The 20,807-nt window shown below is 69.9% G+C and carries 18 protein-coding genes; 11 read left to right on the top strand and 7 right to left on the bottom strand.

Features of this window, described 5'->3' with window-relative positions:
* Positions 1–508: 508 nt before the first annotated feature.
* Both LSF15_RS17455 and LSF15_RS17450 read right to left on the bottom strand, forming a co-directional pair.
* The gene (locus LSF15_RS17455) at positions 509–1,339 is read right to left on the bottom strand and encodes an aldo/keto reductase (RefSeq protein WP_232499838.1); all 831 of its coding nucleotides are present in this window, start codon (positions 1,337–1,339) and stop codon (positions 509–511) included.
* Between the two features lie 84 nt (positions 1,340–1,423).
* A complete protein-coding gene (locus LSF15_RS17450; protein WP_232499837.1) occupies positions 1,424–2,227 on the bottom strand; it encodes a type II CAAX endopeptidase family protein in 804 nt (267 codons plus the stop codon).
* Positions 2,228–2,289: 62 nt separating this feature from the next.
* Between LSF15_RS17450 and hrpA the strand changes: the two genes are divergently transcribed.
* Positions 2,290–6,309: an ATP-dependent RNA helicase HrpA gene (hrpA, locus tag LSF15_RS17445; protein ID WP_232499836.1), complete on the top strand. Its 4,020-nt coding sequence runs from the start codon at positions 2,290–2,292 to the stop codon at positions 6,307–6,309.
* Between the two features lie 71 nt (positions 6,310–6,380).
* Here the strand turns inward: hrpA and LSF15_RS17440 are convergent, their stop codons facing one another.
* From LSF15_RS17440 to LSF15_RS17430, 3 genes are read right to left on the bottom strand one after another with little or no spacing between them, the layout of a single operon-like run.
* Positions 6,381–7,190 carry an amino acid ABC transporter ATP-binding protein gene (locus LSF15_RS17440; RefSeq protein ID WP_269756588.1) on the bottom strand — a complete coding sequence of 270 codons (810 nt, stop codon included), beginning with the start codon at positions 7,188–7,190 and terminating at the stop codon, positions 6,381–6,383.
* Entirely contained in the window at positions 7,187–8,188 is a 1,002-nt protein-coding gene (locus LSF15_RS17435) for an amino acid ABC transporter permease (RefSeq protein ID WP_232499835.1), read from the bottom strand. Before LSF15_RS17435 ends, LSF15_RS17440 begins: the two co-directional genes overlap by 4 nt.
* A gap of 7 nt (positions 8,189–8,195) precedes the next feature.
* The gene (locus LSF15_RS17430; RefSeq protein WP_232499834.1) at positions 8,196–9,092 is read right to left on the bottom strand and encodes an ABC transporter substrate-binding protein; all 897 of its coding nucleotides are present in this window, start codon (positions 9,090–9,092) and stop codon (positions 8,196–8,198) included.
* Positions 9,093–9,268: 176 nt separating this feature from the next.
* Here LSF15_RS17430 and LSF15_RS17425 point away from each other — a divergent pair, with 176 nt between their 5' ends.
* The 8 genes from LSF15_RS17425 (at position 9,269) to LSF15_RS17390 (ending at position 16,436) form a co-directional block, all read left to right on the top strand.
* Positions 9,269–10,477: an MFS transporter gene (locus tag LSF15_RS17425; protein ID WP_232499833.1), complete on the top strand. Its 1,209-nt coding sequence runs from the start codon at positions 9,269–9,271 to the stop codon at positions 10,475–10,477.
* A gap of 14 nt (positions 10,478–10,491) precedes the next feature.
* Positions 10,492–11,325, top strand: coding sequence for an aldo/keto reductase (locus LSF15_RS17420; RefSeq protein WP_232499832.1), 834 nt, complete (start codon positions 10,492–10,494; stop codon positions 11,323–11,325).
* A 139-nt stretch (positions 11,326–11,464) separates the two neighbouring features.
* Positions 11,465–12,379, top strand: coding sequence for a DUF4349 domain-containing protein (locus LSF15_RS17415; protein ID WP_232499831.1), 915 nt, complete (start codon positions 11,465–11,467; stop codon positions 12,377–12,379).
* A gap of 9 nt (positions 12,380–12,388) precedes the next feature.
* Complete coding sequence (locus LSF15_RS17410; RefSeq protein WP_232499830.1) at positions 12,389–13,552, top strand: acyl-CoA dehydrogenase family protein; 1,164 nt, start codon at positions 12,389–12,391, stop codon at positions 13,550–13,552.
* An 88-nt stretch (positions 13,553–13,640) separates the two neighbouring features.
* Positions 13,641–13,814: a hypothetical protein gene (locus LSF15_RS17405; RefSeq protein ID WP_232499829.1), complete on the top strand. Its 174-nt coding sequence runs from the start codon at positions 13,641–13,643 to the stop codon at positions 13,812–13,814.
* Between the two features lie 7 nt (positions 13,815–13,821).
* Complete coding sequence (locus tag LSF15_RS17400; RefSeq protein ID WP_232499828.1) at positions 13,822–14,700, top strand: alanyl-tRNA editing protein; 879 nt, start codon at positions 13,822–13,824, stop codon at positions 14,698–14,700.
* A 44-nt stretch (positions 14,701–14,744) separates the two neighbouring features.
* Positions 14,745–15,239 carry a cation:proton antiporter regulatory subunit gene (locus tag LSF15_RS17395; protein ID WP_232499827.1) on the top strand — a complete coding sequence of 165 codons (495 nt, stop codon included), beginning with the start codon at positions 14,745–14,747 and terminating at the stop codon, positions 15,237–15,239.
* Between the two features lie 12 nt (positions 15,240–15,251).
* Positions 15,252–16,436, top strand: a complete 1,185-nt coding sequence (locus LSF15_RS17390; protein ID WP_232499826.1) for a cation:proton antiporter — start codon at positions 15,252–15,254, stop codon at positions 16,434–16,436.
* Positions 16,437–16,494: 58 nt separating this feature from the next.
* Here LSF15_RS17390 and LSF15_RS17385 read toward each other — a convergent pair whose 3' ends face one another.
* Positions 16,495–17,577 (bottom strand): LLM class flavin-dependent oxidoreductase, encoded by a 1,083-nt coding sequence (locus LSF15_RS17385; RefSeq protein WP_232499825.1) that lies wholly within the window; start codon positions 17,575–17,577, stop codon positions 16,495–16,497.
* Positions 17,578–17,786: 209 nt separating this feature from the next.
* Here LSF15_RS17385 and LSF15_RS17380 point away from each other — a divergent pair, with 209 nt between their 5' ends.
* Both LSF15_RS17380 and LSF15_RS17375 read left to right on the top strand, forming a co-directional pair.
* Positions 17,787–18,425 (top strand): NADPH-dependent F420 reductase, encoded by a 639-nt coding sequence (locus LSF15_RS17380; protein WP_232499824.1) that lies wholly within the window; start codon positions 17,787–17,789, stop codon positions 18,423–18,425.
* A 100-nt stretch (positions 18,426–18,525) separates the two neighbouring features.
* Entirely contained in the window at positions 18,526–19,221 is a 696-nt protein-coding gene (locus tag LSF15_RS17375) for a DNA alkylation repair protein (protein ID WP_232499823.1), read from the top strand.
* Between the two features lie 37 nt (positions 19,222–19,258).
* Here LSF15_RS17375 and LSF15_RS17370 read toward each other — a convergent pair whose 3' ends face one another.
* Positions 19,259–20,746, bottom strand: coding sequence for an MFS transporter (locus LSF15_RS17370; RefSeq protein ID WP_232499822.1), 1,488 nt, complete (start codon positions 20,744–20,746; stop codon positions 19,259–19,261).
* Positions 20,747–20,807 lie beyond the last annotated feature (61 nt).

Below are 20,807 nucleotides of genomic sequence, written 5' to 3'. Positions count from 1 at the left end.
AATCAAAGGAAACCCACCAACCCAAAGGCTGGTCGGGGTTCAAAAAATTGGCATTGAACATAGTGCACGCTGTTGAGTTCTCAAGGAACGGACGCACCCAAGTTTCAGCCTCGCGGCCTGCCCTCAGGGCAACCTATCTACCGTACCACTTGACGCGGGCAATCGGATGTGATCCGAAGTCCGCCGGTCGCATCTCACGACCAAGCCACGACACAGAGGTCATGGCCCGTACTTAGTGGAGGTTCTATCTTAGGCTTGAAATCACCGAGTCGCAATGCGACTTCGAGGCTATTTGGCTAAGATCTTCGTCTTCGCGGCCGGCTGGCTCTCGGCCCTCCGCACCGCCGTGGCGACAAGAGAAAATCTACGTGGAACAGCGCGAGAGCGCCAAATCCGCCGTGCATCCCGGGCGTGTCGCAGATGCTGCAGTGCCGCGCCCGGGACATCCCAAGCCTGATCGCGCCGGAATTCGCAGCGATCATCGGTGCGCCAGGCGGATGCTGATGGCTCAGTTCACCGCATCGGGGTGCGACCCGCCGCGACGTTCGCGCTCGAGCTCGGTGATCGCCTGCATCTCGTCGTCGCCGAGTTCGAAGTCGAACACGTCGAAGTTCTGCTGCATGCGAGCACGACTCGTCGTCTTGGGGAACACGATGTAGCCACGCTGCAGGTGCCAGCGAAGGACGACCTGCGCCGGCGACGTGCCGTGCGCCTCGGCCGGGCCGACGATCTCGGGCAGCTCGAGCAGCGGATACTTGCCCTGCCCGAGCGGTCCCCACGCCTCGACGGCGATGCCGTGCTCTGCCGCGAAGGCGGCGGTGGCCGGCTGCTGGTGCGCGGGGTGCAGCTCGATCTGGTCGATCGCCGGCACGACGGCCGTCTCGTCGAGCAGCCGCTCGAGGTGGGGCACGAGGAAGTTCGACACGCCGATCGAGCGAGCACGGCCCGACTCGCGGATCGCCTCGAGCGCACGCCAGGTCTCGACGTATCGATCCTGGGCGGGCGTCGGCCAGTGGATCAGGTAGAGGTCGACGTAGTCGAGCCCGAGTCGCTCGAGGCTCGCATCGAACGCGTCGAACGCCGACTGCGTGCCGTGGTCGTCGTTCCAGATCTTGGTCGTGACGAAGAGCTCTTCACGGGGGACGCCGGCGTTCGCGATGGCGCGTCCGACCCCCTGCTCGTTGCCGTAGATGCGGGCCGTGTCGAAGTGCCGGTAGCCGACGTCGAGCGCGTCGGTGACGATGCGCTCGGTCTCGTTCAGGTCGACCTTGAACACGCCGAAGCCGAGCTGGGGGATGGAGTTGCCGTCGTTGAGTTGGATGCGGGGAACGGAGGTCATGAGATTCATCCCACCACGCGAGGAGTGACATCCGACAGGGTGGTTCGCTTCACGCGAATGCCAGCGCGTCAGCCGGTGAACGCCTCATCGGGCAGGAAGGCGATCAGCAGGGCGGGTGCACTCGTCATGAGGTTGACCAGGAGGTGCGCGACGATGATCGGCAATGAGCCGGCCCTGCCACCGCACGATGAGGCCCGAGCCGATGCCCCAGACGAGGAACGCGACGAGGTAGATCGGCACCGCCGCGGGCGTTGCGGCGTAGAACACGTGCTGCGACGCGAAGATCACGGCGGGCACGAGGATGGCCCACACTGCAGGCCACCCGCGCGCGAAGAGCCCGCCCTGCGAGTAGCCGCGATAGAGGAGCTCCTCGGTCGGCGCGTTCAGCGGGGCGAACGTGACCACGGTGGCGATTGCGAGCAGCGTCAGCAGCGGGCGATCGAACGTCGGCGCGTACGTCGGGTCGTAGAAGAGCGTCTCGAACCGCGTGAAGAGGTCGGCACCGAACATCGCGAATCCCACGCCGACGACGGCGAGGGCGAACGGGATCCAGAGCACGGCGAGCCAGAGGAGACCCCAGAGCAGGTCGGTGCCGAGACGACGCCGCGAGAAGTCGATGAGGTCGCGGGCCCGCTGGCCCCCGGCGTGCAGCGCGCGCCGGACGAGCGCAAGTGAGATGAGGTTCACCACGAGCATCGATGCCGCCGCGTAGAGCATCATCGGAGGGAACGACGAGTCGTCCCCCGCCGCGAGCAGCACCAGCCACGTCGCGACGGCCGCCATGCCGACGAGCGCCACGCGCAGGATCGGGAGTCCGATGAGGCCCGGCAGACGAGGATCCGTCGCCGACGCCTGCGAGCGGGCCCGGGCTGCGGCATCCGTCGACATGATCGCCTGTCTAGCACAGGTCGGCGCACGGCACCCCCCGCCAGCGCTTACGATGAAGGGCTGTGCTTCCCGCGATCACCTATCCCCCAGAGCTGCCCGTCTCGGCGCAGCGAGAGGAGATCGCGCGCGCCCTGCGCGACCACCAGGTCGTGATCGTCGCCGGCGCGACCGGCTCGGGCAAGACCACGCAGCTTCCGAAGATCTGCCTCGAGCTCGGTCGCGAGTCGATCGCGCACACCCAGCCGCGCCGTATCGCCGCCCGCACGATCGCCGAGCGCATCTCGGAGGAGCTCGGGGTCGAGCTCGGCGGACTCGTCGGCTACCAGGTGCGATTCACCGACCGCGTCAGCGACGACACGCGCATCAAGGTGATGACCGACGGCATCCTGCTCAACGAGATCCACCGCGACCGCGAGCTGCGCCGGTACGACACGATCATCATCGACGAGGCGCACGAGCGCAGCCTCAACGTCGACTTCCTGCTCGGCTACCTGAAGCGCCTCCTCCCCCGGCGTCCGGAACTCAAGGTCATCGTCACGAGCGCGACGATCGACCCCGAGAGCTTCGCGAAGCACTTCGCGGATGCGTCGGGGCGGCCGGCGCCCGTGATCGGGGTGTCGGGGCGCACGTATCCGGTCGAGGTCCGCTACCGGCCGCTGGTCGCGGGTTTCGAGACGCGTCCGGCTCCGCCGGGCGCTCCGCAACCCACGGAGCAATCCGACGACGAGGGCGCGGCGGCCGACGACAAGGACGTGCAGCAGGGCATCCTCGACGCCCTCGACGAACTCGAGCGCGAGTCATCCGGTGACGTGCTCGTATTCCTCTCGGGCGAGAGCGAGATCCGCGACGCCGAGGCTGCGGTGCGGGCGCACGCGACCCGCCGTGGCGGGGCCGGCGCCACCGAGGTGCTGCCGCTCTACGGTCGGCTCTCGTCGGCCGACCAGCACAAGGTGTTCGAGCCGTCGAAGGTCGCGGGGCTGAAGCGCCGGGTGGTGCTCGCGACGAACGTCGCCGAGACGAGCCTCACGGTTCCGGGCATCCGCTACGTCGTCGACGCGGGCACCGCGCGCATCAGCCGGTACTCGGTGCGGTCGAAGGTGCAGCGGCTGCCGATCGAGCCGATCTCGCAGGCCTCGGCGAACCAGCGATCGGGGCGCTCGGGGCGCACGAGCGACGGCATCGCCATCCGCCTGTATGCCGAGGACGACTTCGAGCGCCGAGCCGAGTTCACCGACCCCGAGATCCTGCGCACGAACCTCGCGGCCGTCATCCTGCAGATGGCATCGCTCGGGCTCGGGGCGATCGAGGAGTTCCCGTTCCTGACGCCGCCCGATGCCCGCGGCATCCGCGATGGGCTCGAACTGCTTCGCGAGCTCGGCGCGCTCGACGACGGCGCCCGTGGTGACGGCCCGCAGCTCACCCGCGTCGGCCGCCAGCTGTCGCGACTGCCGATCGAGCCCAGGTTCGCCCGCATGGTGCTCGAGTCGAAGGCGCAGGGCGTCTCACGCGAGGTACTCGCGATCGTGGCCGGACTCACCATCCAGGACCCGCGCGAGCGGCCGCTCGAGAAGCGCGAGCAGGCCGACGGGTTCCACGCCCGCTTCGTCGACCCGACGAGCGACTTCCTGTCGCTGCTGAACCTCTGGAACCACCTCGAGGCCCAGCAGCGCGAGCTCTCGGGCAGCGCGTTCCGCCGCATGTGCCGCGCCGAGTACCTGAACTACCTGCGCGTGCGCGAGTGGCAGGACCTCTACCGCCAGCTCGTGCGACTCGCGAAGCCGCTGGGCTTGCACGTGGCCCAGCAGGCGGGCGAGCCGAGTCCCGACGGAATCCACCGTGCCCTGCTCGCCGGACTGCTCTCGCAGATCGGACTCCGCGACGACGCCAAGACCTCGAGCGGCCGAGGCGGCGCAGGCGCCGCCCGCGAGGGCGAGCGCAAAGGCCGCAGGCCGCAGGCCGAGTTCGTCGGCGCCCGCAACGCGCGGTTCGTCGTGTTCCCGGGCTCGGCGCTCGCGAAGAAGCCGCCGTCGGCGCTGATGAGCGCCGAACTCGTCGAGACCAGCCGGCTCTTCGCCCGCACGAACGCCGCGATCGACCCCGCCTGGGCCGAGCAGCTCGCGGGCCCGCTCGCCAGACGCAGCTACAGCGAACCCCGCTGGGAACGCCGGCAGGGTTCGGCGGTCGCCGACGAGAAGGTCACGCTGTTCGGCGTGCCGATCGTCGCCAAGCGGCGCATCCAGCTGGCACGGGTCGACCCGGCGCTCGCGCGCGAGCTCTTCATCCGGCACGCCCTCGTCGACGAGGACTGGGACACGACCCGGCTCGACAAGCGCCTGTTCGCGTTCGTGCGCGCCAACCGGGCGCTGCGGCGCGAACTCGGCGAGGTCGAGGAGCGCACCCGCCGGCGCGACATCCTCGCGGGTGACGAAGCGGTCGTCGCGTTCTACGAGCCACGAGTGCCGGCGGATGTCTCGGACACTCGCTCCTTCGAACGCTGGTGGCGTGGCGCGCACCGCACGACCCCTGAACTCCTGTCGATGCGCGCAGCCGACCTCGTCGGCGACGACGAGACGGTGAAGGACGACGGATTCCCCGACCGCTGGCGCCAGGGCGACCAGACCGTGTCGCTTCGCTACCGGTTCGAGCCGGGCGCCGACGACGACGGCGTGACCGTGCAGGTGCCGTTGGTGCTGCTTCCCCGGCTCGCTCCGGGCGGATTCGATTGGCAGGTGCCCGGCCTTCGCGACGAACTCATCACCGCGATGCTGCGCACCCTGCCGAAGGTGCTGCGCCGGCAGGTCGTGCCCGCAGCCGAATGGGCCGCGAAGATCTCGGCCGAGCTGACCGACGGCCCCGAGCGCGGTGCCGAGCGCGAGTCGTTCGCGGCGACCCTCGGGCAGACGATCCGTCGCCTCACCTTCGCGCCCGTCGACCCGAGCGACTTCGACGTCGAGCGCGTGCCGCCCCACCTGCGGGTGACGTTCCGAGCGGTCGACGAGCGAGGTCGAACGCTCGGCTCGTCGAAGGATCTCGGCGAGCTGCAGGCCCGTCTGGCCGAGAAGGCCGCCACCGCGGTCGCCTCGACGTTCGCCTCCGGATCGCCGGCAGCGGAGCAGGCGCAGGCTCGGTCTCGCAACCCGGCGCGCGAGAAGCCCGGATTCGAGACGCCTGCTTCGCAGGCTCCCCAACCCGCGGATCCCGCGCTCGCCGAGCGCGCGGGCATCACGGCCTGGGAGTGGGACGAGCTTCCCGCGCACCTCGACACGCGTCAGGCCGGGAACATCATCCGCGCGTACCCCGCCCTCGTCGATGAGGGGTCGTCGGTGGCCCTGCGCCTCGTCGCCACCGCCGAAGAGCGCGATCGAGCCTCGCGGCGGGGCATCCGTCGCCTGCTCGTGCTCGCGACTCCCTCGCCGGTCGGCTACGTGCAGGAGCACCTCTCGAACGACGAGAAGCTCCAGCTCGCGGCGAGCAACTACGCGGGCACGCGCGCACTGCTCGACGATTGCCTCGCCGCGTGTGTCGACGCAGAGTTGCGCACCCGTCACCCCGACGGGATGCTGCGGACGCGCGCCGAGTTCGAGACCGTGCGCGACGCGATCGCCGCGACCGTCATGGAACGCATGTTCGAGACCGTCTCGCTCGTCGCCCGTATCGTGAAGGCGTCGCGCGAGGCCGACCGGGCGATCTCGAAGGCGTCGAGCATGCACCTCATGGCGGCGCTCGGCGATGCTCGTGCCCAACTCGACGGGCTCGTTCCAACGGGGTTCGTCGCGGCGACGGGACTCGACAGGCTGCGCCACCTGCCGCGCTACCTCGAGGGCATCACCGTGCGGGTGCGCAAGCTCGTCGAGAATCCCGGTCGCGATCGGCAGTCGATGAACCAGCTCGAGGGTTCGATCGGTGCGTTCGAGGCGGCCGGCGGGCGGATCCCGATCGATGGCGAGGCACCCGAGCGACTGGTCCGCGTGCGATGGATGCTCGAGGAACTGCGCGTCGGCCTGTTCGCGCAGGAGTTGCGCACGGCCGAGACGGTCTCACCGCAGCGCATCGCGAAGGCGCTCGCGGCTGCGGTCGAGTAGCGCGAAAGCGCGTATCGAGGCCCATCGTGCCGGGTCTCGATACGCGCTGCTCGCGGACTCGACCGACGGACTCAGAGCACCTTCGAGAGGAACGCCTTGGTGCGCTCGCGCTGCGGGTTCGCGAGCACCTCGCGTGGGTCGCCGGTCTCGACAACGACGCCGCCGTCCATGAACACGAGCGTGTCGGCGACCTCGCGGGCGAAGCCCATCTCGTGCGTGACGACGATCATCGTCATGCCCGAGGCCGCGAGGTTCTTCATGACGTCGAGCACCTCGCCGACGAGCTCGGGGTCGAGTGCCGAGGTCGGCTCGTCGAAGAGCATGAGCTTCGGATCCATCGCGAGCGCCCGGGCGATCGCGACGCGCTGCTGCTGGCCTCCGGAGAGGTGCGCCGGGTAGTAGTCGGCGCGCTCGGCGAGCCCCACCCTGGCGAGGAGCTCGTGGGCGCGGGCCTTCGCCTGCGCCTTCGACACCCCCTTGACCTGCATGGGCGCCTCCATGACGTTTCCGAGCGCGGTCATGTGCGGGAACAGGTTGAACCGCTGGAACACCATGCCGATGTCACGGCGCTGCTTCGCGGCATCCTTCGGGTGCATCTCATAGATCTTGTCGCCGCCGTCGCGGTAGCCGACGAGCTGCCCGTCGACCGACAGACGGCCCGACGAGACCCGCTCGAGGTGGTTGATGCACCGCAGGAACGTCGACTTGCCCGAGCCCGAAGGCCCGACGAGGCAGAGCACCTCGCCGCGCCTGACCTCGAGCGAGATGTCCTTCAACACCTCGTTCGAGCCGAAGCTCTTCGACACCGACTCGGCGAGCACCATGGGGGTCGCGTCGGCGCCGGTCGGCGCCTGCTCGGCAGACGTCATCTGGTCGCTCATCGTGCGTCACCTCCGTGTCGCATGGAACCGGGATCGGCCTCGGTGTCGAGGTCGACATCGACGGCCGGGACCGCCGCGGTGGGCACCGTGCCGGCCACGGTGTCGGGTCTGGCCCCGATGCCGCGGGCATAGCGCTTCTCGAGGAAGTACTGCCCGACCATGAGCACCGAGGTGACCGCGAGGTACCAGAGCGACGCGACGATGAGCAGCGGGATGGGGTTGAAGATCTCGACCGAGATGTCACGCGACCGCGCGTAGAGCTCGAGCGTGAACGGCACCGCCGAGACGAGTGACGTCGTCTTCAACATCGAGATGACCTCGTTGCCCGTCGGCGGGATGATGACGCGCATCGCCTGCGGCAGGACGACGCGGCGCATCGTCTTCGACCAGCTCATGCCGAGCGCCGTGGCGGCCTCGTGCTGCCCGTGGTCGACCGACAGCAGGCCTGCACGCACGATCTCGGCCATGTACGCCGCCTCATTGAGCGAGAGGCCGATCACCGCGATCCAGAACGCGTTCAGCGCCGCGGTCGTCGGAATCGAGACCCACGGCTCCATGAACGGCACGCCGAGATCGATCGACTGGTAGATGATCGCGATGAGGCCCCAGAACACCAGCTGCACGTACACCGGGGTGCCGCGGAATATCCAGAGGTAGACCCACGCGACCGACTTCACGACCGGGTTCTGCGACTGCCGCATGACGGCCAGCACGACACCGAGGATGATCGCGATGACCATCGAGATCACGGTGAGCAGCAGTGTGAAGACCGCTGCCTCGGAGATTCGCCGGTCGAAGATGTACTTGCCGACCGCGGGCCAGTCGTAGGCGGTTCGCTGCGCCGCATCGATGACGAACAGGGCGAGGAGCACCAGCAGGACGACCGCGAAGACCGTTCGCCATGGGTGGCGCAGCTTGACGACCTTCGCCGGTGAGCGTTCGGGCGACCCGCCGGGCGGCGGAGTCGTGCCCGCCGCCGGGCGTGTGGTGTCGGTCACGATCGACCTACGAGCCCGCGTTGATCGTGATCTCGTCGATGCCACCCGACTGCACGCCCCACGCGGTGAGGATCTCGGTGTACGTGCCGTCATCGACGAGGGACTGCAGGGCCGCCTGGAGGGCCGCCGCAAGCTCGGATCCCTTCGCCACCGGCATGCCGTACGGCGCCGAGTCGAACGTCTCGCCGGCGGGCTCGAGCTTGCCGTCGGTCTGTTCGATCGCGTAGAGGGTGACGGGCGAGTCGGCGCTCATCGCGTCGGCCTGGCCGAGCACGACCGCGTTGGCCGCGGCGTCCTGCGAGTCGAAGGGCAGGATCTCGATGGCCGGTTTTCCGGCATCGAGGCAGGCCTGGTTCTTGCCGGGCAGTTCATCGGTGTGCTCGAAGGTGGTCGACTGCACGGCGACCTTCAGGCCGCACGCGTCGTCGGGGTTCACGTCGCCGCCGACGGGCTGTGCCCACTGGATGCCCGCCTCGAAGTAGTTGACGAAGTCGACCTGCTTCTGGCGCTCGGCGTTGTCGGTGAAGGACGAGTTGCCGAGGTCGGCCTTGCCGCCCGTCACTGCCGGGATGATGTTGTCGAAGCTCGCGATCTGGTACTCGGCGGTGACTCCGAGCCTCGCGGCCATGGCGTCGGAGAGCTCGATCGCCCAGCCGATGGGGTTGCCGTCGGCATCCTTGAACTCGTTCGGGGGGTAGGCGGCGTCGGTGCCCATGATGAGGACGCCGGCCTCGGCGATGGCGTCGGGCAGCAGCGCCGACGCCTCCTCGTCGATGCCGACCTCGGTCGAGTCCGTCGGCTCTGCGGTGGGGCTGCCGCCGCTCGTGTTGTCGACACAGCCGGTGAACAGGAGGGCGGCCGCGGCGGCGAACGCAGCGGGAAGGAGCAGGCGTCGGGATTGCATTGGAATACCTCTGTCGTTGCGGTGAGACGGTCGACGGCGTGGCGGCCTCGATCGGGCCGCGTCGCCGACCCCGAGCCTACTCGCAACGCCGCGCCGTCGCGGCGCGTGCACGACGCCCGATTCGCCCGTGCGGCGAATGTTCACCCGTCCGTGCCGCTCGATAGAGTAGGCAGACCGTGGGAAGCTACTCCGAACTCCTCAAGACCTCGGGCGTCGCACGTATCATCGCCGCCCAGCTCACGGCGCGATTCCCGTCGGGAATGCTCTCGCTCGCCTTCCTGCTGCACGTGGAGCAGCAGACCGGCTCATACGGCGCCGCCGGCCTCGTGCTCGCCGCCACCTCGATCGGCCAGGCGGTCGCAGGCCCGTTGACGAGCCGGCTCATGGGCCGACTCGGCATGCGACCGGTGCTGATCGTCACGCTCGTGATCTGCGCGACCGCGGTGGTCACGATCGGCGTGCTGCCGCTCACCGTGCCCCTCTACATGGCGGTCGGACTGGTCGCCGGACTCGCGACCCCGCCGGTGCAGCCCGCGGTGCGCACGATCTATCCGAAGATGGTCAACTCCCGCCAGCTCACCCCCCTCTTCTCGCTCGACGCGTCGGCGCAGGAGATCATCTGGGTCGTAGGGCCCGTCGTCACCACGTTCGTCGCGACGCAGATCGGCACGCTCCAGGCGATCCTCCTCGCCGCGGCGATGATGGTCGGCGGCGGCATCTGGTTCATCTCGTCGCCCGAACTCGGCCGCGTACGCATCCCCCGATCCAAGCGGCGATTCGGCGTCGTGCTCGGTCGACCTGCGGTCATGCTGGCGACGATCGTGGGCTTCCTGCTGATCGGCGCGTGCGCCGCGCTCGAAGCCGGCGTCGTCGCGGTGTTCGGCCACGACGGCGCCGAGGCGGGCATCGTGCTCGCGATCTTCTCGGTCGGCTCGCTCGCGGGCGGCCTGTTCCTCGGGCACGTGCCGATCGGGCCGTGGTCGACCGCGCGCCGCCTGTTCATCGTCTTCGCGGGCATGGCGCTCGCCGCGTTCGTCATGGACTTCTGGTGGCTGTCGGTCACGCTGTTCGTCGCGGGCATCGGCATCGCACCCGCACTCGCCGTGCTGTTCGCGATCGTGTCGGCGAGCGTGAAGTTCAGCGACACCGCCGAGGCCTACGGATGGGTCGGCACCGGTCAGCTCATCGGCGCCGCGCTCGGGTCGGCCGTGGCCGGGTTCCTCATCGACGCCTACAGCGCGCAGGGCGCATTCTGGGCGGCCGCCGGCCTCGCCCTGCTCGGCATGCTCGCCGCGGTCGTGGGGCGCCCGTGGCATCCCGACCTGCGCGGGCGCGACGCGAGCCCCATCCCCGATACCGAACCGGTGCCCCTGCAGCCCAGTTGAGAAAGGCCCCACGGATGTCGCGCCCGACCACTCCCGTCCCGCTCGTGCCGCTCGCCGACGGCACGACCGTTCCGCAGCTCGGCTTCGGCCTGTACAAGGTGCCGACGGCCGACACGGTTCGGCTGTGCCTCGAGGCGATCGACGCGGGCTACCGCCACCTCGACACGGCGGCGCTCTACGGCAACGAGCGCGAGGTCGGCGAGGCGGTTCGCTCGGCGCCCGTGCCTCGCGACGAGTTGTTCGTCACGAGCAAGGTGTGGAAGGACGACAACGGCCACGACGAGACGCTTCGCGCGTTCGACAAGACGATGGCTCGACTCTCGCTGGACTCGCTCGACCTCTACCTGATCCACTGGCCGGTGCCCTCGACCGACCGCTACGTCGACACGTGGCGCGCGCTCGTGCGCCTGCAGGCCGAGGGTCGGGTGCGGTCGATCGGCGTCGCGAACTTCCACGCGCACCACATCGAGCGCATCGTCGCCGAGACCGGGGTGACGCCGGTGGTCAACCAGGTGGAGCTGCATCCGTGGCTGCCGCAGGCGGCGCTCCGTGAGTTCGACGCCGCACGGGGCATCCGCACGGAGGCGTGGTCACCGCTCGCACGCGGTCGCATCCTGGGCGACCCGGTGCTCGACCGGCTCGCCGCCGCGCACGGGCGCTCGCCGGCGCAGATCGTGCTGCGATGGCATGTGCAACTCGGCAACATCGTCATTCCCAAGGCGTCGTCGCCGGCCCGCATCCGTGAGAACCTCGACGTCTTCGACTTCGAGCTGGGCGCCGACGACCTCGCCGCGATCGCGACGCTCGAGAGCGGCGAGCGCACGGGCCGCGACCCCGATCTCGACTGACACCCCACCTCCCTGAACGCACGGCCGAAGCCGAACGTTGGGGCCGTTCGCCGACTCCCGGCAAAGCGCAATCCGATCGTGACGGGACTCCCAGCCGGTGCCCAGACATCGGGTTCCGGCGTCGCAATACCCTGAGCACATGAACCCCGTGCACCTGCGACGACGCGCACCCGCGGCGGCGGCCGCGGCCCTCATCGCCCTGCTCCTCGCCGGCTGCTCGATGGGCTCCGGTGGGTCGACCGCCCCGGGCGTCGGAACGACCACCGAGGTGGCGCCCGCACCCGGCGCGGCCCAGGATCAGGCCGTCGAAGAGGCCTCGGGCGGTGCCGGGCAGCCCGAAGCGCTCGTGCCCGACCGCAGCGTCATCACGACGGGGTCCATCTCGATCACCGTCGACGACCCGATCGCCTCTGCCGAAGACGTCGCCGACCTCGCCGGACGGGCGGGCGGCCGCGTCGAGAGCCGTACCGAGACCCCGGGCACCGAGACGCAGCAGCCGAGCGCGCAACTCGTGCTCCGCATCCCCGGCGACGAACTCGACGGGGTCGTCGAGCGGCTGCGCGAACTGGGCACCGTGACCTCGGTGTCGATGAACGCATCGGATGTCACGCAGCAGCGGCAAGACCTCGACGCCCGCATCGAAGCCCTCACCGCGTCGGTCGACCGCCTGCAGCAGCTGCTCTCGACGGCGACGAGCATCACCGACCTCATCGCCATCGAGTCCGAGCTGACGACCCGGCAGGCCGAACTCGACAGCCTGACGCAGCAGCGCGACTACCTCGTCGACCAGGTCGACTTCTCGACGGTCACGGTCGAACTCGTCACCGCGGCGGCGGCTCCCGATCCGCGGCCCGACGACTTCTGGAGCGGCGTGCTCGCCGGCTGGGCCGCGCTCACCGCGTTCGCCTCGTGGCTCGGCGTGGCGTTCGGCGTCATGCTTCCCTGGCTGGTCGCGCTGCTCGTCGTCGCGGCGATCGCCGCGCTCGTCGTCGGCTTGGCGACACGCGGCAGGCGCCGGGCGCCGGCCCTGCCGCAGCAGGATCCCCGGGCGTAGTCTGGCGGCGTGAGCGAGACGCCTGAGACCCTGCTGCACGACGACCTGCTCGAACGCATCCGCACTCGCGCCAGCGGGTACGACCGCGACAACGCATTCTTCGCCGAGGACTTCGCCGAACTCGCCGACGCCGGGTACCTTCGAGCGCTCGTGCCAGCGGACTTCGGCGGCCTCGGATGGACCCTCGCCGATGCCGTGCGCGCGCAGATGCGACTCGCCGGTGCGGCACCCGCCACGGCGCTCGCGGTGAACATGCACCTCGTGTGGACGGGTGTCGCGAAAGTGCTTCGCGACCGCGGCGACCACTCGCTCGAGTTCCTCATGCGCGAGGCCGGCGACGGCGAGGTGTTCGGATTCGGCATCAGCGAGGCCGGCAACGACCTCATGCTGTTCGGCTCCCGCTCGACCGCCGAACCGCAGCCAGACGGCGGCTACCGCTACACGGGCCGCAAGGTCTTCACGTCGCTCTCGCCCGCGTGGACCCGGCTCGGCACGATGGGACTCGACACCGAATCCGCCGACGCGCCGAAGATCGTCTACGGCTTCATCGACCGCGAGGACCCCGATGTAAAGGTCCTCGACGACTGGGACACGATGGGCATGCGGGCGACGCAGAGCCGCACCACCGTGCTCGACGGCGCGTATGCGGCATCCGATCGCATCGTCCGCCGCCTCGAACCGGGACCGAACGCCGACCCGTTCATCTTCGGCATCTTCGCGAGCTTCGAGCTGCTGATCGCGGGCGTGTATGCGGGCATCGGCGCGCGGGCGCTCGAGCTCGCCGTCGCCGCCGCCCGGCGCCGCACCTCGATGAAGCACGACGGCCGCCCGCTCTCGCAGGACCCCGACATCAGGTGGCGCATCGCCGACGCGGCGATCGCGCAGGACGCGCTCCTGCCGCAGCTCGTCGCACTGGCCCGCGACGTCGACGAGCAGGTCGACCACGGACCTCTCTGGTACGCGAAGCTCAGCAGCATGAAGGTGCGCGCCACCGAGACCGCGAAGCACGTGGTCGACCAGTCCGTGCGCGTCGGCGGCGGCTCGACGTACTTCGCAGGGTCCGAGCTCGGGCGCCTCTACCGCGACGTGCTCGCGGGCATCTTCCACCCCTCCGACGACGAGTCGGCGCACTCGACCGTCGCGAACGCGTGGCTCGGACCGATCGAGGCCTGATCCGACCCGACGCCGCCGGGCCGACGTGCGCGCCGCGGCTAGACTGTCGTGGGCGGCGATCGGCCGCCAGCGCATACTGGAGGTCGTTGTGAACGTCGTCGCCACCATCATCGCCATGGGATTCTTCGTCTTCGGCATGTGGCTCATGGGCACCGCGCCCGAGCTGGCGGACTTCCAGGCCGCCGTGTTCTTCGGGGGAATCCTGAGCGTCGCGCTCGCGGTCGCGATCCCGACCACGCTGCTCGGCCATTCCGAGAGCTGAGTCCCGCGTGACCCTGCCCGCTGCAGACACCCGCGTCACCTACCCCGCCGGCGAACTCGAGGCGACCGCGCGCGTCGTGCACGTCGCCCCTGCCGGCGACGGGCGGCTCGCGATCATCACCGACGTCACGAGCTTCCACCCGGTCGACGCGGCCTGGCCCGACCAGCCCGCCGACACCGGCACGATCAGCGTGGGCGGCGCCGAGCTCGCCGTGCGCGACGCGGTCGTCGCCGCGACCGACGGCGAGACGCTCGCACTCGGCGCCGACATCCCGGTGCGCAAGGGCACCGAGGGCTGGGCGTTCCTCGTCGCGCACCTCGTCGACGATGGCGCCGCGATCGCCGAGGGCGACGAGGTCGTCATTCGAGCGGATGCCGCCACCCGCCGATCCCTCTCGCTCGGCCACACGGCGTGCCACGCGGCATCCCTCGCCCTCAATCAGACGCTCGCAGGGCGCTGGTCGAAGCCGGCGCGCGAGGACCCGCTCGGCAATCCCGACTTCGACGGCATCGCCATCGCCTCGAGCCGCATCGAGCCGAACGGCTCGGTCGACCGTTACCGGCTCAACAAATCGCTGCGCCGGGCCGGCTTCGATGTCGCCGGCCTCGCCGACGACCTCGCGGCACTCGGCGACACGGTCACACAGACGATGGCGGGATGGGCCGCGGCCGGGGCATCCGTGCACGTCGAACGCGACGGCGACCTGCTCACCGACCGCCGCCGCTGGGTCGCCGATCTCCCGCCAGGCGTGGCGCGCATCGACTGCGGAGGCACCCACGTCGCGTCCCTCGCCGACATGGCCGGTGCCCAGGTCTCGTTCGAGCTCGATGACGACCAGGGGACGCCGGTCCTCAGCATGCGCACCAGAGTCCGCGCCGATCGCTGAGTCCGACCGGCGACGACACCCCCGCGCGGGGTTACGATACGTGCGTGGGTGTTCATATCGAGAAGGTCGACCTGCCCGGCATCGGCATCAGGCACGACCTCGTCACCGAAGGCGGTCGACGAATCAGCGTGGTCTCGCACCGCGACGGCGAGCGCGACCTCGGCCTCTTCGACATCGACGACCCCGACGCATGTCGCTACAGCATTCCGCTGAGCGACGACGAGGCAGCGGCGCTGGCCGACGTGCTCGGCGCCTCGGTGATGCTCAGCCGGCTCACGAGCCTCAGCGATGAGACGGCGGGGCTGTACACCGAGCAGATCGCGCTGCCGACCGACTCGCCCTACCTGAACCGCACCCTCGGCGCCACGAAGGCACGCACGCGCACGCACGCGTCGATCGTCGCGATCGTGCGCGACGGCGCCATCATCCCATCTCCCACGCCGGCCGAACCGCTGCGCGCGGGCGATGTCGTCGTCGTCGTCGGAACCCGTGAAGGACTCGATGGAGTAGCCCGGCTGCTCGCCAACGGCCCCGACTGAGCGGCGGCCTGCATGCACGAGACCACGCTGCTCCTCATCGAAGTCGGCGCGCTGCTTCTCGCCATGAGCCTGCTCGGGCGCCTCGCGCTCCTGCTCGGCATCTCGCCGATCCCGTTCTACCTCGTCCTCGGCCTCGCGTTCGGCAACGGCGGGCTCGTCGAGCTCGACGCGAGCGCCGAGTTCTTCCAGGCGGGCGCCGAGATCGGCGTCATCCTGCTGCTCGCACTGCTGGGGCTCGAGTACACCGCGGCAGAGTTGTTCGGCAGCCTGAAGTCGGCGCGCACGGCAGGCTTGTTCGACGCGTTGTTGAATGCGCTCCCGGGCGCGGCCATGGCACTGCTGCTCGGGTGGGGGCCGGTCGCGGCGGTCGCACTCGCGGGTGTCACCTGGGTCTCGTCGTCGGGCGTCATCGCCAAGCTGCTGCGCGACCTCGGCCGGCTCTCGAACCGCGAGACGCCGGCGATCCTCGCGGTGCTCGTGATCGAAGACCTCGCGATGGCCTTCTACCTGCCGGTGCTGTCGGCGATCGTGATCGGGGTCAGCCTGCTGCAGGGCGCGATCGCGGTCGCGGTCGCGGTGGGCGTCGTGGCGCTGATCCTCTATGTCGCGCTTCGGCACGGGCACGTCGTGTCGCGGTTGTTCCCCGCCGACCAGTACGAGCCGCTGCTGCTCGGCGTGCTCGGGCTCACGATGCTCGTCGCGGGCGTCGCCGCCGAGGTCGGCGTGTCAGCCGCGGTCGGTGCGTTCCTCGTGGGCATCGCGCTGTCGGGCAGGGTCGCCGAGAACGCGAGCACCGTGCTCACGCCGCTGCGCGACCTGTTCGCCGCGATCTTCTTCGTGTTCTTCGGCCTCACGACCGATTCGACGGCTCTCGTCTCGGTGGTGCTGCCGGCACTCGCCCTCGCGATCGTCACGATCATCACGAAGCTCATCACGGGTGCGTACGCTGCCCGGCGTGCGGGGGTCGGCACGCTCGGCCAGTGGCGCGCGGGCCTCTCGCTCGTGCCCCGCGGCGAGTTCTCGATCGTCATCGCGGGCCTCGCCGTCGGCGCGGGCGTCGCCCCCGAGCTCGCGCCGCTCGCCACGGCCTACGTGCTCATCACGATTCTCGCGGGCACCTTCCTCGCGCGGCTTCCCGAGGTCGGATGGTTCCGCGCGGCGGTGCTGCGCAAGCGCCGGACGGGCACAGCGACCTGACGGTTCGCCGCGGAGGCGTCAGCTGTCCGTCGCAGCAGCGTCAACCGCGTCAGCTGCGTCAGCTGCCCGCGGCAGCGGCGTCGACCTCCGCGTCCGCCGCGTCGGCGAGCGCGAGCAGTTCGCGAACGCGAGGGACGACCTGGGTCGCGTAGCGCTCGATGCTCAGCATCAGCTCGTCGTGCGGCAGCGGGCCGTTCGAGTACTTCATGTCGAAGCGCGTCGCGCCGAGCGTGCGCATGGCGCCCGCGATCTTCTGCGCGACCGACTCGGGCGATCCGACGTAGAGCGACCCGTTGGCCGAGGCCTCGCCCTCGAAGTGCTCGCGCGTCGCCGGCGCCCATCCGCGCTCCCGGCCGATGCGGTCGATGTAGCCCTTGTAGCACGGCCAGAGGGTGTCACGGGCCTGCTCATCGGACTCGCCGATGTAGCCGGGCGAGTGGATCGCGATGGGCTGCGACGGCTGCTCGAACTGCTCGAGCGCCTTGCGGTACAGGTCGGCCAGCGGGGTGAACCGGGCAGGGCTGCCACCGATGATCGCGAGCACGAGGGGCAGACCGTAGTGCGCGGCGCGCACGACCGACTCGGGGCTTCCGCCCACGCCGACCCAGGTCTTCAGTCGGCCGTGCTCGATGGGCGGGTAGACGAGCTGATCGGTCAGGGGCGCCCGCAGTTCGCCGGTCCACGTCACCGGCTCCTGAGGCAGCAGCGCCGAGAACAGGTTGAGCTTCTCCTCGAAGAGCTCCTGGTACTGGTTCAGCTCGAACCCGAACAGCGGGAACGACTCGATGAACGAGCCACGACCGAGGATGACCTCGGCGCGGCCGTTCGAGATCGCGTCGAGCGTGGAGAAGCGCTGGAACACGCGCACGGGATCGTCGGAGCTCAGCACCGTCACCGCCGAGCCGAGGTGGATGCGCTCGGTTCGGCTCGCGATGGCCGCGAGCACGACCTCGGGCGCCGACACCGCGAACTCGTGGCGGTGATGCTCGCCGATGCCGAAGAAGTCGAGCCCGAGCCGATCGGCCAGCTGCGCCTCTTCGACCACGTTGCGCAGGGTCTGCGCGTGCGACAGCGGAGCGCCGTCGGCCCCGGCGGTGACGTCGCCGAAGGTGTCGAGTCCGAATTCGTAGCGCTCGGTCATTGCAGTCCCCATTTCCACGGCTTCGATGCGTTCGCATCCATGTGCGGCCAACTCCCGACGAGCCGAGACTATTCCCTCGAGCCGCGCCGGGGAATGACCTGAACTCACCCGACGTTCCAACCCATGACAACGCATCGACCGCGCGCCGGGGCATCCGATATCGAGGTCTGCGCACGAAGTGGGAGCATGGAACTGTGACGGATCGACCGGTGATCGGAATCTTCGGAGCGGGCAAGGTGGGCACCGCGCTCGCTCGTCTGCTCGTGGAATCCGGTCATGAGGTGCTCATCGCCGGTTCGCCTCGGCAGACCGCACTCGACCTGCTCGTCGGCGTCGTCGCGCCCGGAGCCCGGGTCGTGCAGCCCGATGAACTGACCGACCGCGCGCAGATCATCATCGTGGCGGTGCCGTTCGGCAAGGCCCCCACTGTGCCCTGGCACCGGTTCGACGACCGCATCGTGGTCGACGCCATGAACTACTGGCCGCCCGTCGACGGCAACATCGCCGAGGTCGACGCGGACCCCCGCTCGACGAGCGAGCAGAACGCCGCCCGCAATGCCCGCGCCCGAGTCGTGAAATCGCTCAATCACCTCGGCTACCACGAGATGGAAGACGACAGCATGCCCGCCGGCTCGCGCCTGCGCCGCGCCCTGGCCGTCGTCGGCGACGACCCCGACGCGCGCGCCGAGGTGGCCGCGCTCATCGATGCGATCGGGTTCGACCCGGTCGACGGCGGTGCGCTCGAGCACGGCGAGGCGCTGCAACCGGGTCATCCGGCCTTCGGACGAGAACTCTCGGCTGCCGAACTCGCCGCACTGCTCACCCCCGCTGCGAACCTCGCGGCCTGAGCGTGCCCCCGCCCTGAGTCCGTCGAACCGTCGCGGCCTCGCCCGCTGAGCGCGTATCTTGGGGGCGTCTGCGACCGATCGATGGCCGAAGGGGGCACGGATGACCGCTGCTGCGACGCTCGTCGCCACGCTCGAGGCGATGGCAACGCCAGAGGAGCGCGAGAAGTACACGAGGTACTTCCCGCCCGACGCCACCGCCCCGTTCATCGGCGTGCGCATGGGCGCCGTGTTCGAACTCGCCAAGACCGCACTCGAGCTGCCTGCGACCGAGCTCGAAGCCCTGCTCGAGCAGCCGACGCACGAGGTGCGCGCGCTCGCGTGCAGCATCATGGGCAAGTCTGCGGCGCACCGGCGCACGACCGACGATCGCAGAACCGAGCTCTACGAGCTGTACCTGCGCCGCCACGACCGCATCGACCAGTGGGACCTCGTCGACCTGGCTGCGCGCGACGTCGTCGGGCGCCACCTGATCGACCGCGACCGGACGCCGTTGGCACGGCTCGCAGCATCCGGCTTCTGGCCCGAGCGCCGCACGGCCCTCTTGGCGACCTTCGCGTTCCTGAAGCGGGGCGAGGTCGACGACGCCTTCGGCCTCGCCGAGACCCTCGCCGACGACCCCGAGCCGTTCGTGCAGAAGGCGCTCGGCTGGGTGCTGCGCTCGGCCGGCGACATCGACCGGCAACGACTCATCGCGTTCGTCGAGGCGCACGCCGCGACGATGCCGCGGGTCGCGCTCCGCGCGTCGATCGAGCACGTGCCGAAGGACGAGCGCGCGCGGATCCTGGCGATGCGCTGAGTCTCAGCTCTGGGCCGACTCGATCTCGATCGACCCGTCAATCTTCTGCTGACGCGCCCAACGCGGTTCGCTGCCGCCCCCGCGCACTCAGGTCGAGCACGCCGATCGCGAAGGCGATCGCCACGAGCACGGCGACCGCGAGCATGCCCACCGCGTAGGCATCGCGGTAGACCGCGAGGTCGGTGGTCGTGCCCGTCTCGCGATAGATGGTCGAGTAGAACAGCGACAGGGTGATCGCGGTGCCGATGGCGGTGCCGATGCGCTGACCGAGCTGGCCGACCGACCCGGCGAGGCCGCCCTGCTTCACGGGCACGTCGGCGAGCGCGAGGGTCTGGTTCGGCGAGATCACGAACCCGCCGCCGGCGCCGCTGAAGATCATGGCGGCCGCCATCGCCCACGGCGTGATCTCGGGCGGGGTGACGAATGCGACGAGGACCGACAGGCCGATGCCGACGAGCAGCAGCACGAGGCCCCAGACCACGAGCGGTCGACCGAGCCGGTTGACGAGGTTGCCGCCGATCCACGACGTCACGGCGCTGACGAGCGCGAAGCCGATGGTGACCATACCGGCGTAGACCGCCGCGAGGCCGAGCCCGTGCTGCAGGTAGAGGGTCGTGAGCAGGAACATCGGCGGCAGGGCCGCGAAGTACACGCTCGAGAGCGCCGTGCCGTTGCGGTACGACGAGATGCCGAACAGGTTGAGCGGCACGAGCGGGTGCTTGCCGCTGCCGGCGTACCGCCGCTCCCACACGAGGAAGGCGGTGAACGCGAGCACGAACACGACGAGCACCCACCACCTGCGCGGGTCGTCGTCGGGCGACCCGGTCGTGAACAGGAACGGCCACATGAGCGAGAACACGCTGACGCCGAAGAGCACGAGGCCGACCGGGTCGAGCGAGAGCGGCTTGTCAGACGGATGCCGCGTCAGGGGCAGCAACCAGATCGCGAGGGCGATGGCGACGAGGGCGAGGGGCACGTTGATCCAGAAGATGCCGCGCCAGCCGTCTTCGGGCCCGCCGATCGCGATCATGAGCCCGCCGAGCGTGGGCCCGAACGCGGTCGCGAGCCCGATGGTGGCCCCGAAGAGACCGAACGCCTTGCCGCGCTCCTTGCCCTGGAAGAGCTCCTGGATGAGGCCGAGCACCTGCGGCATCTGGATGCCCGCCGCAACGCCCTGCAGCAATCGCGCGATCAGCAGCACGGTCGCATTGGGCGCGAGTGCGGCGACGAGGCTCGTGAGGGTGAAGAGGCTGAGGCCGACGATGAAGAGCGTCTTGCGCGACCGCTGGTCGCCGATGCGGCCGGCGGGCACGAGCGTGAGACCGAACGTGAGCACGTAGCCCGCGACGATGAGCTGCAGCTCGGTCGATCCCGCGTTGAACGCGTCTTCGATGGCCGGCAGGCCGACATTGACCTTCGAGAGGTCCATGATCGTGAGGGCCGCGACCGACACGCACACCCAGTACGCACGCCAACGGTGCTGTTCGGAGATCGGGATCGACCGGGTGGCGGTTGATTCAGTCATCGGGGTTCAGCCTACGCCCGGGCCGCACGAAGCCCGGCAGGCGCGGTTCGCGCTCATGAAC

The sequence above is a fragment of the Agromyces humatus genome, from assembly GCF_021228295.1.
Classification (GTDB): Bacteria; Actinomycetota; Actinomycetes; order Actinomycetales; family Microbacteriaceae; genus Agromyces; species Agromyces humatus.
Note: the sequence above shows the minus strand (reverse complement) of the source record. Positions and strands in the feature narration are given on the sequence as shown.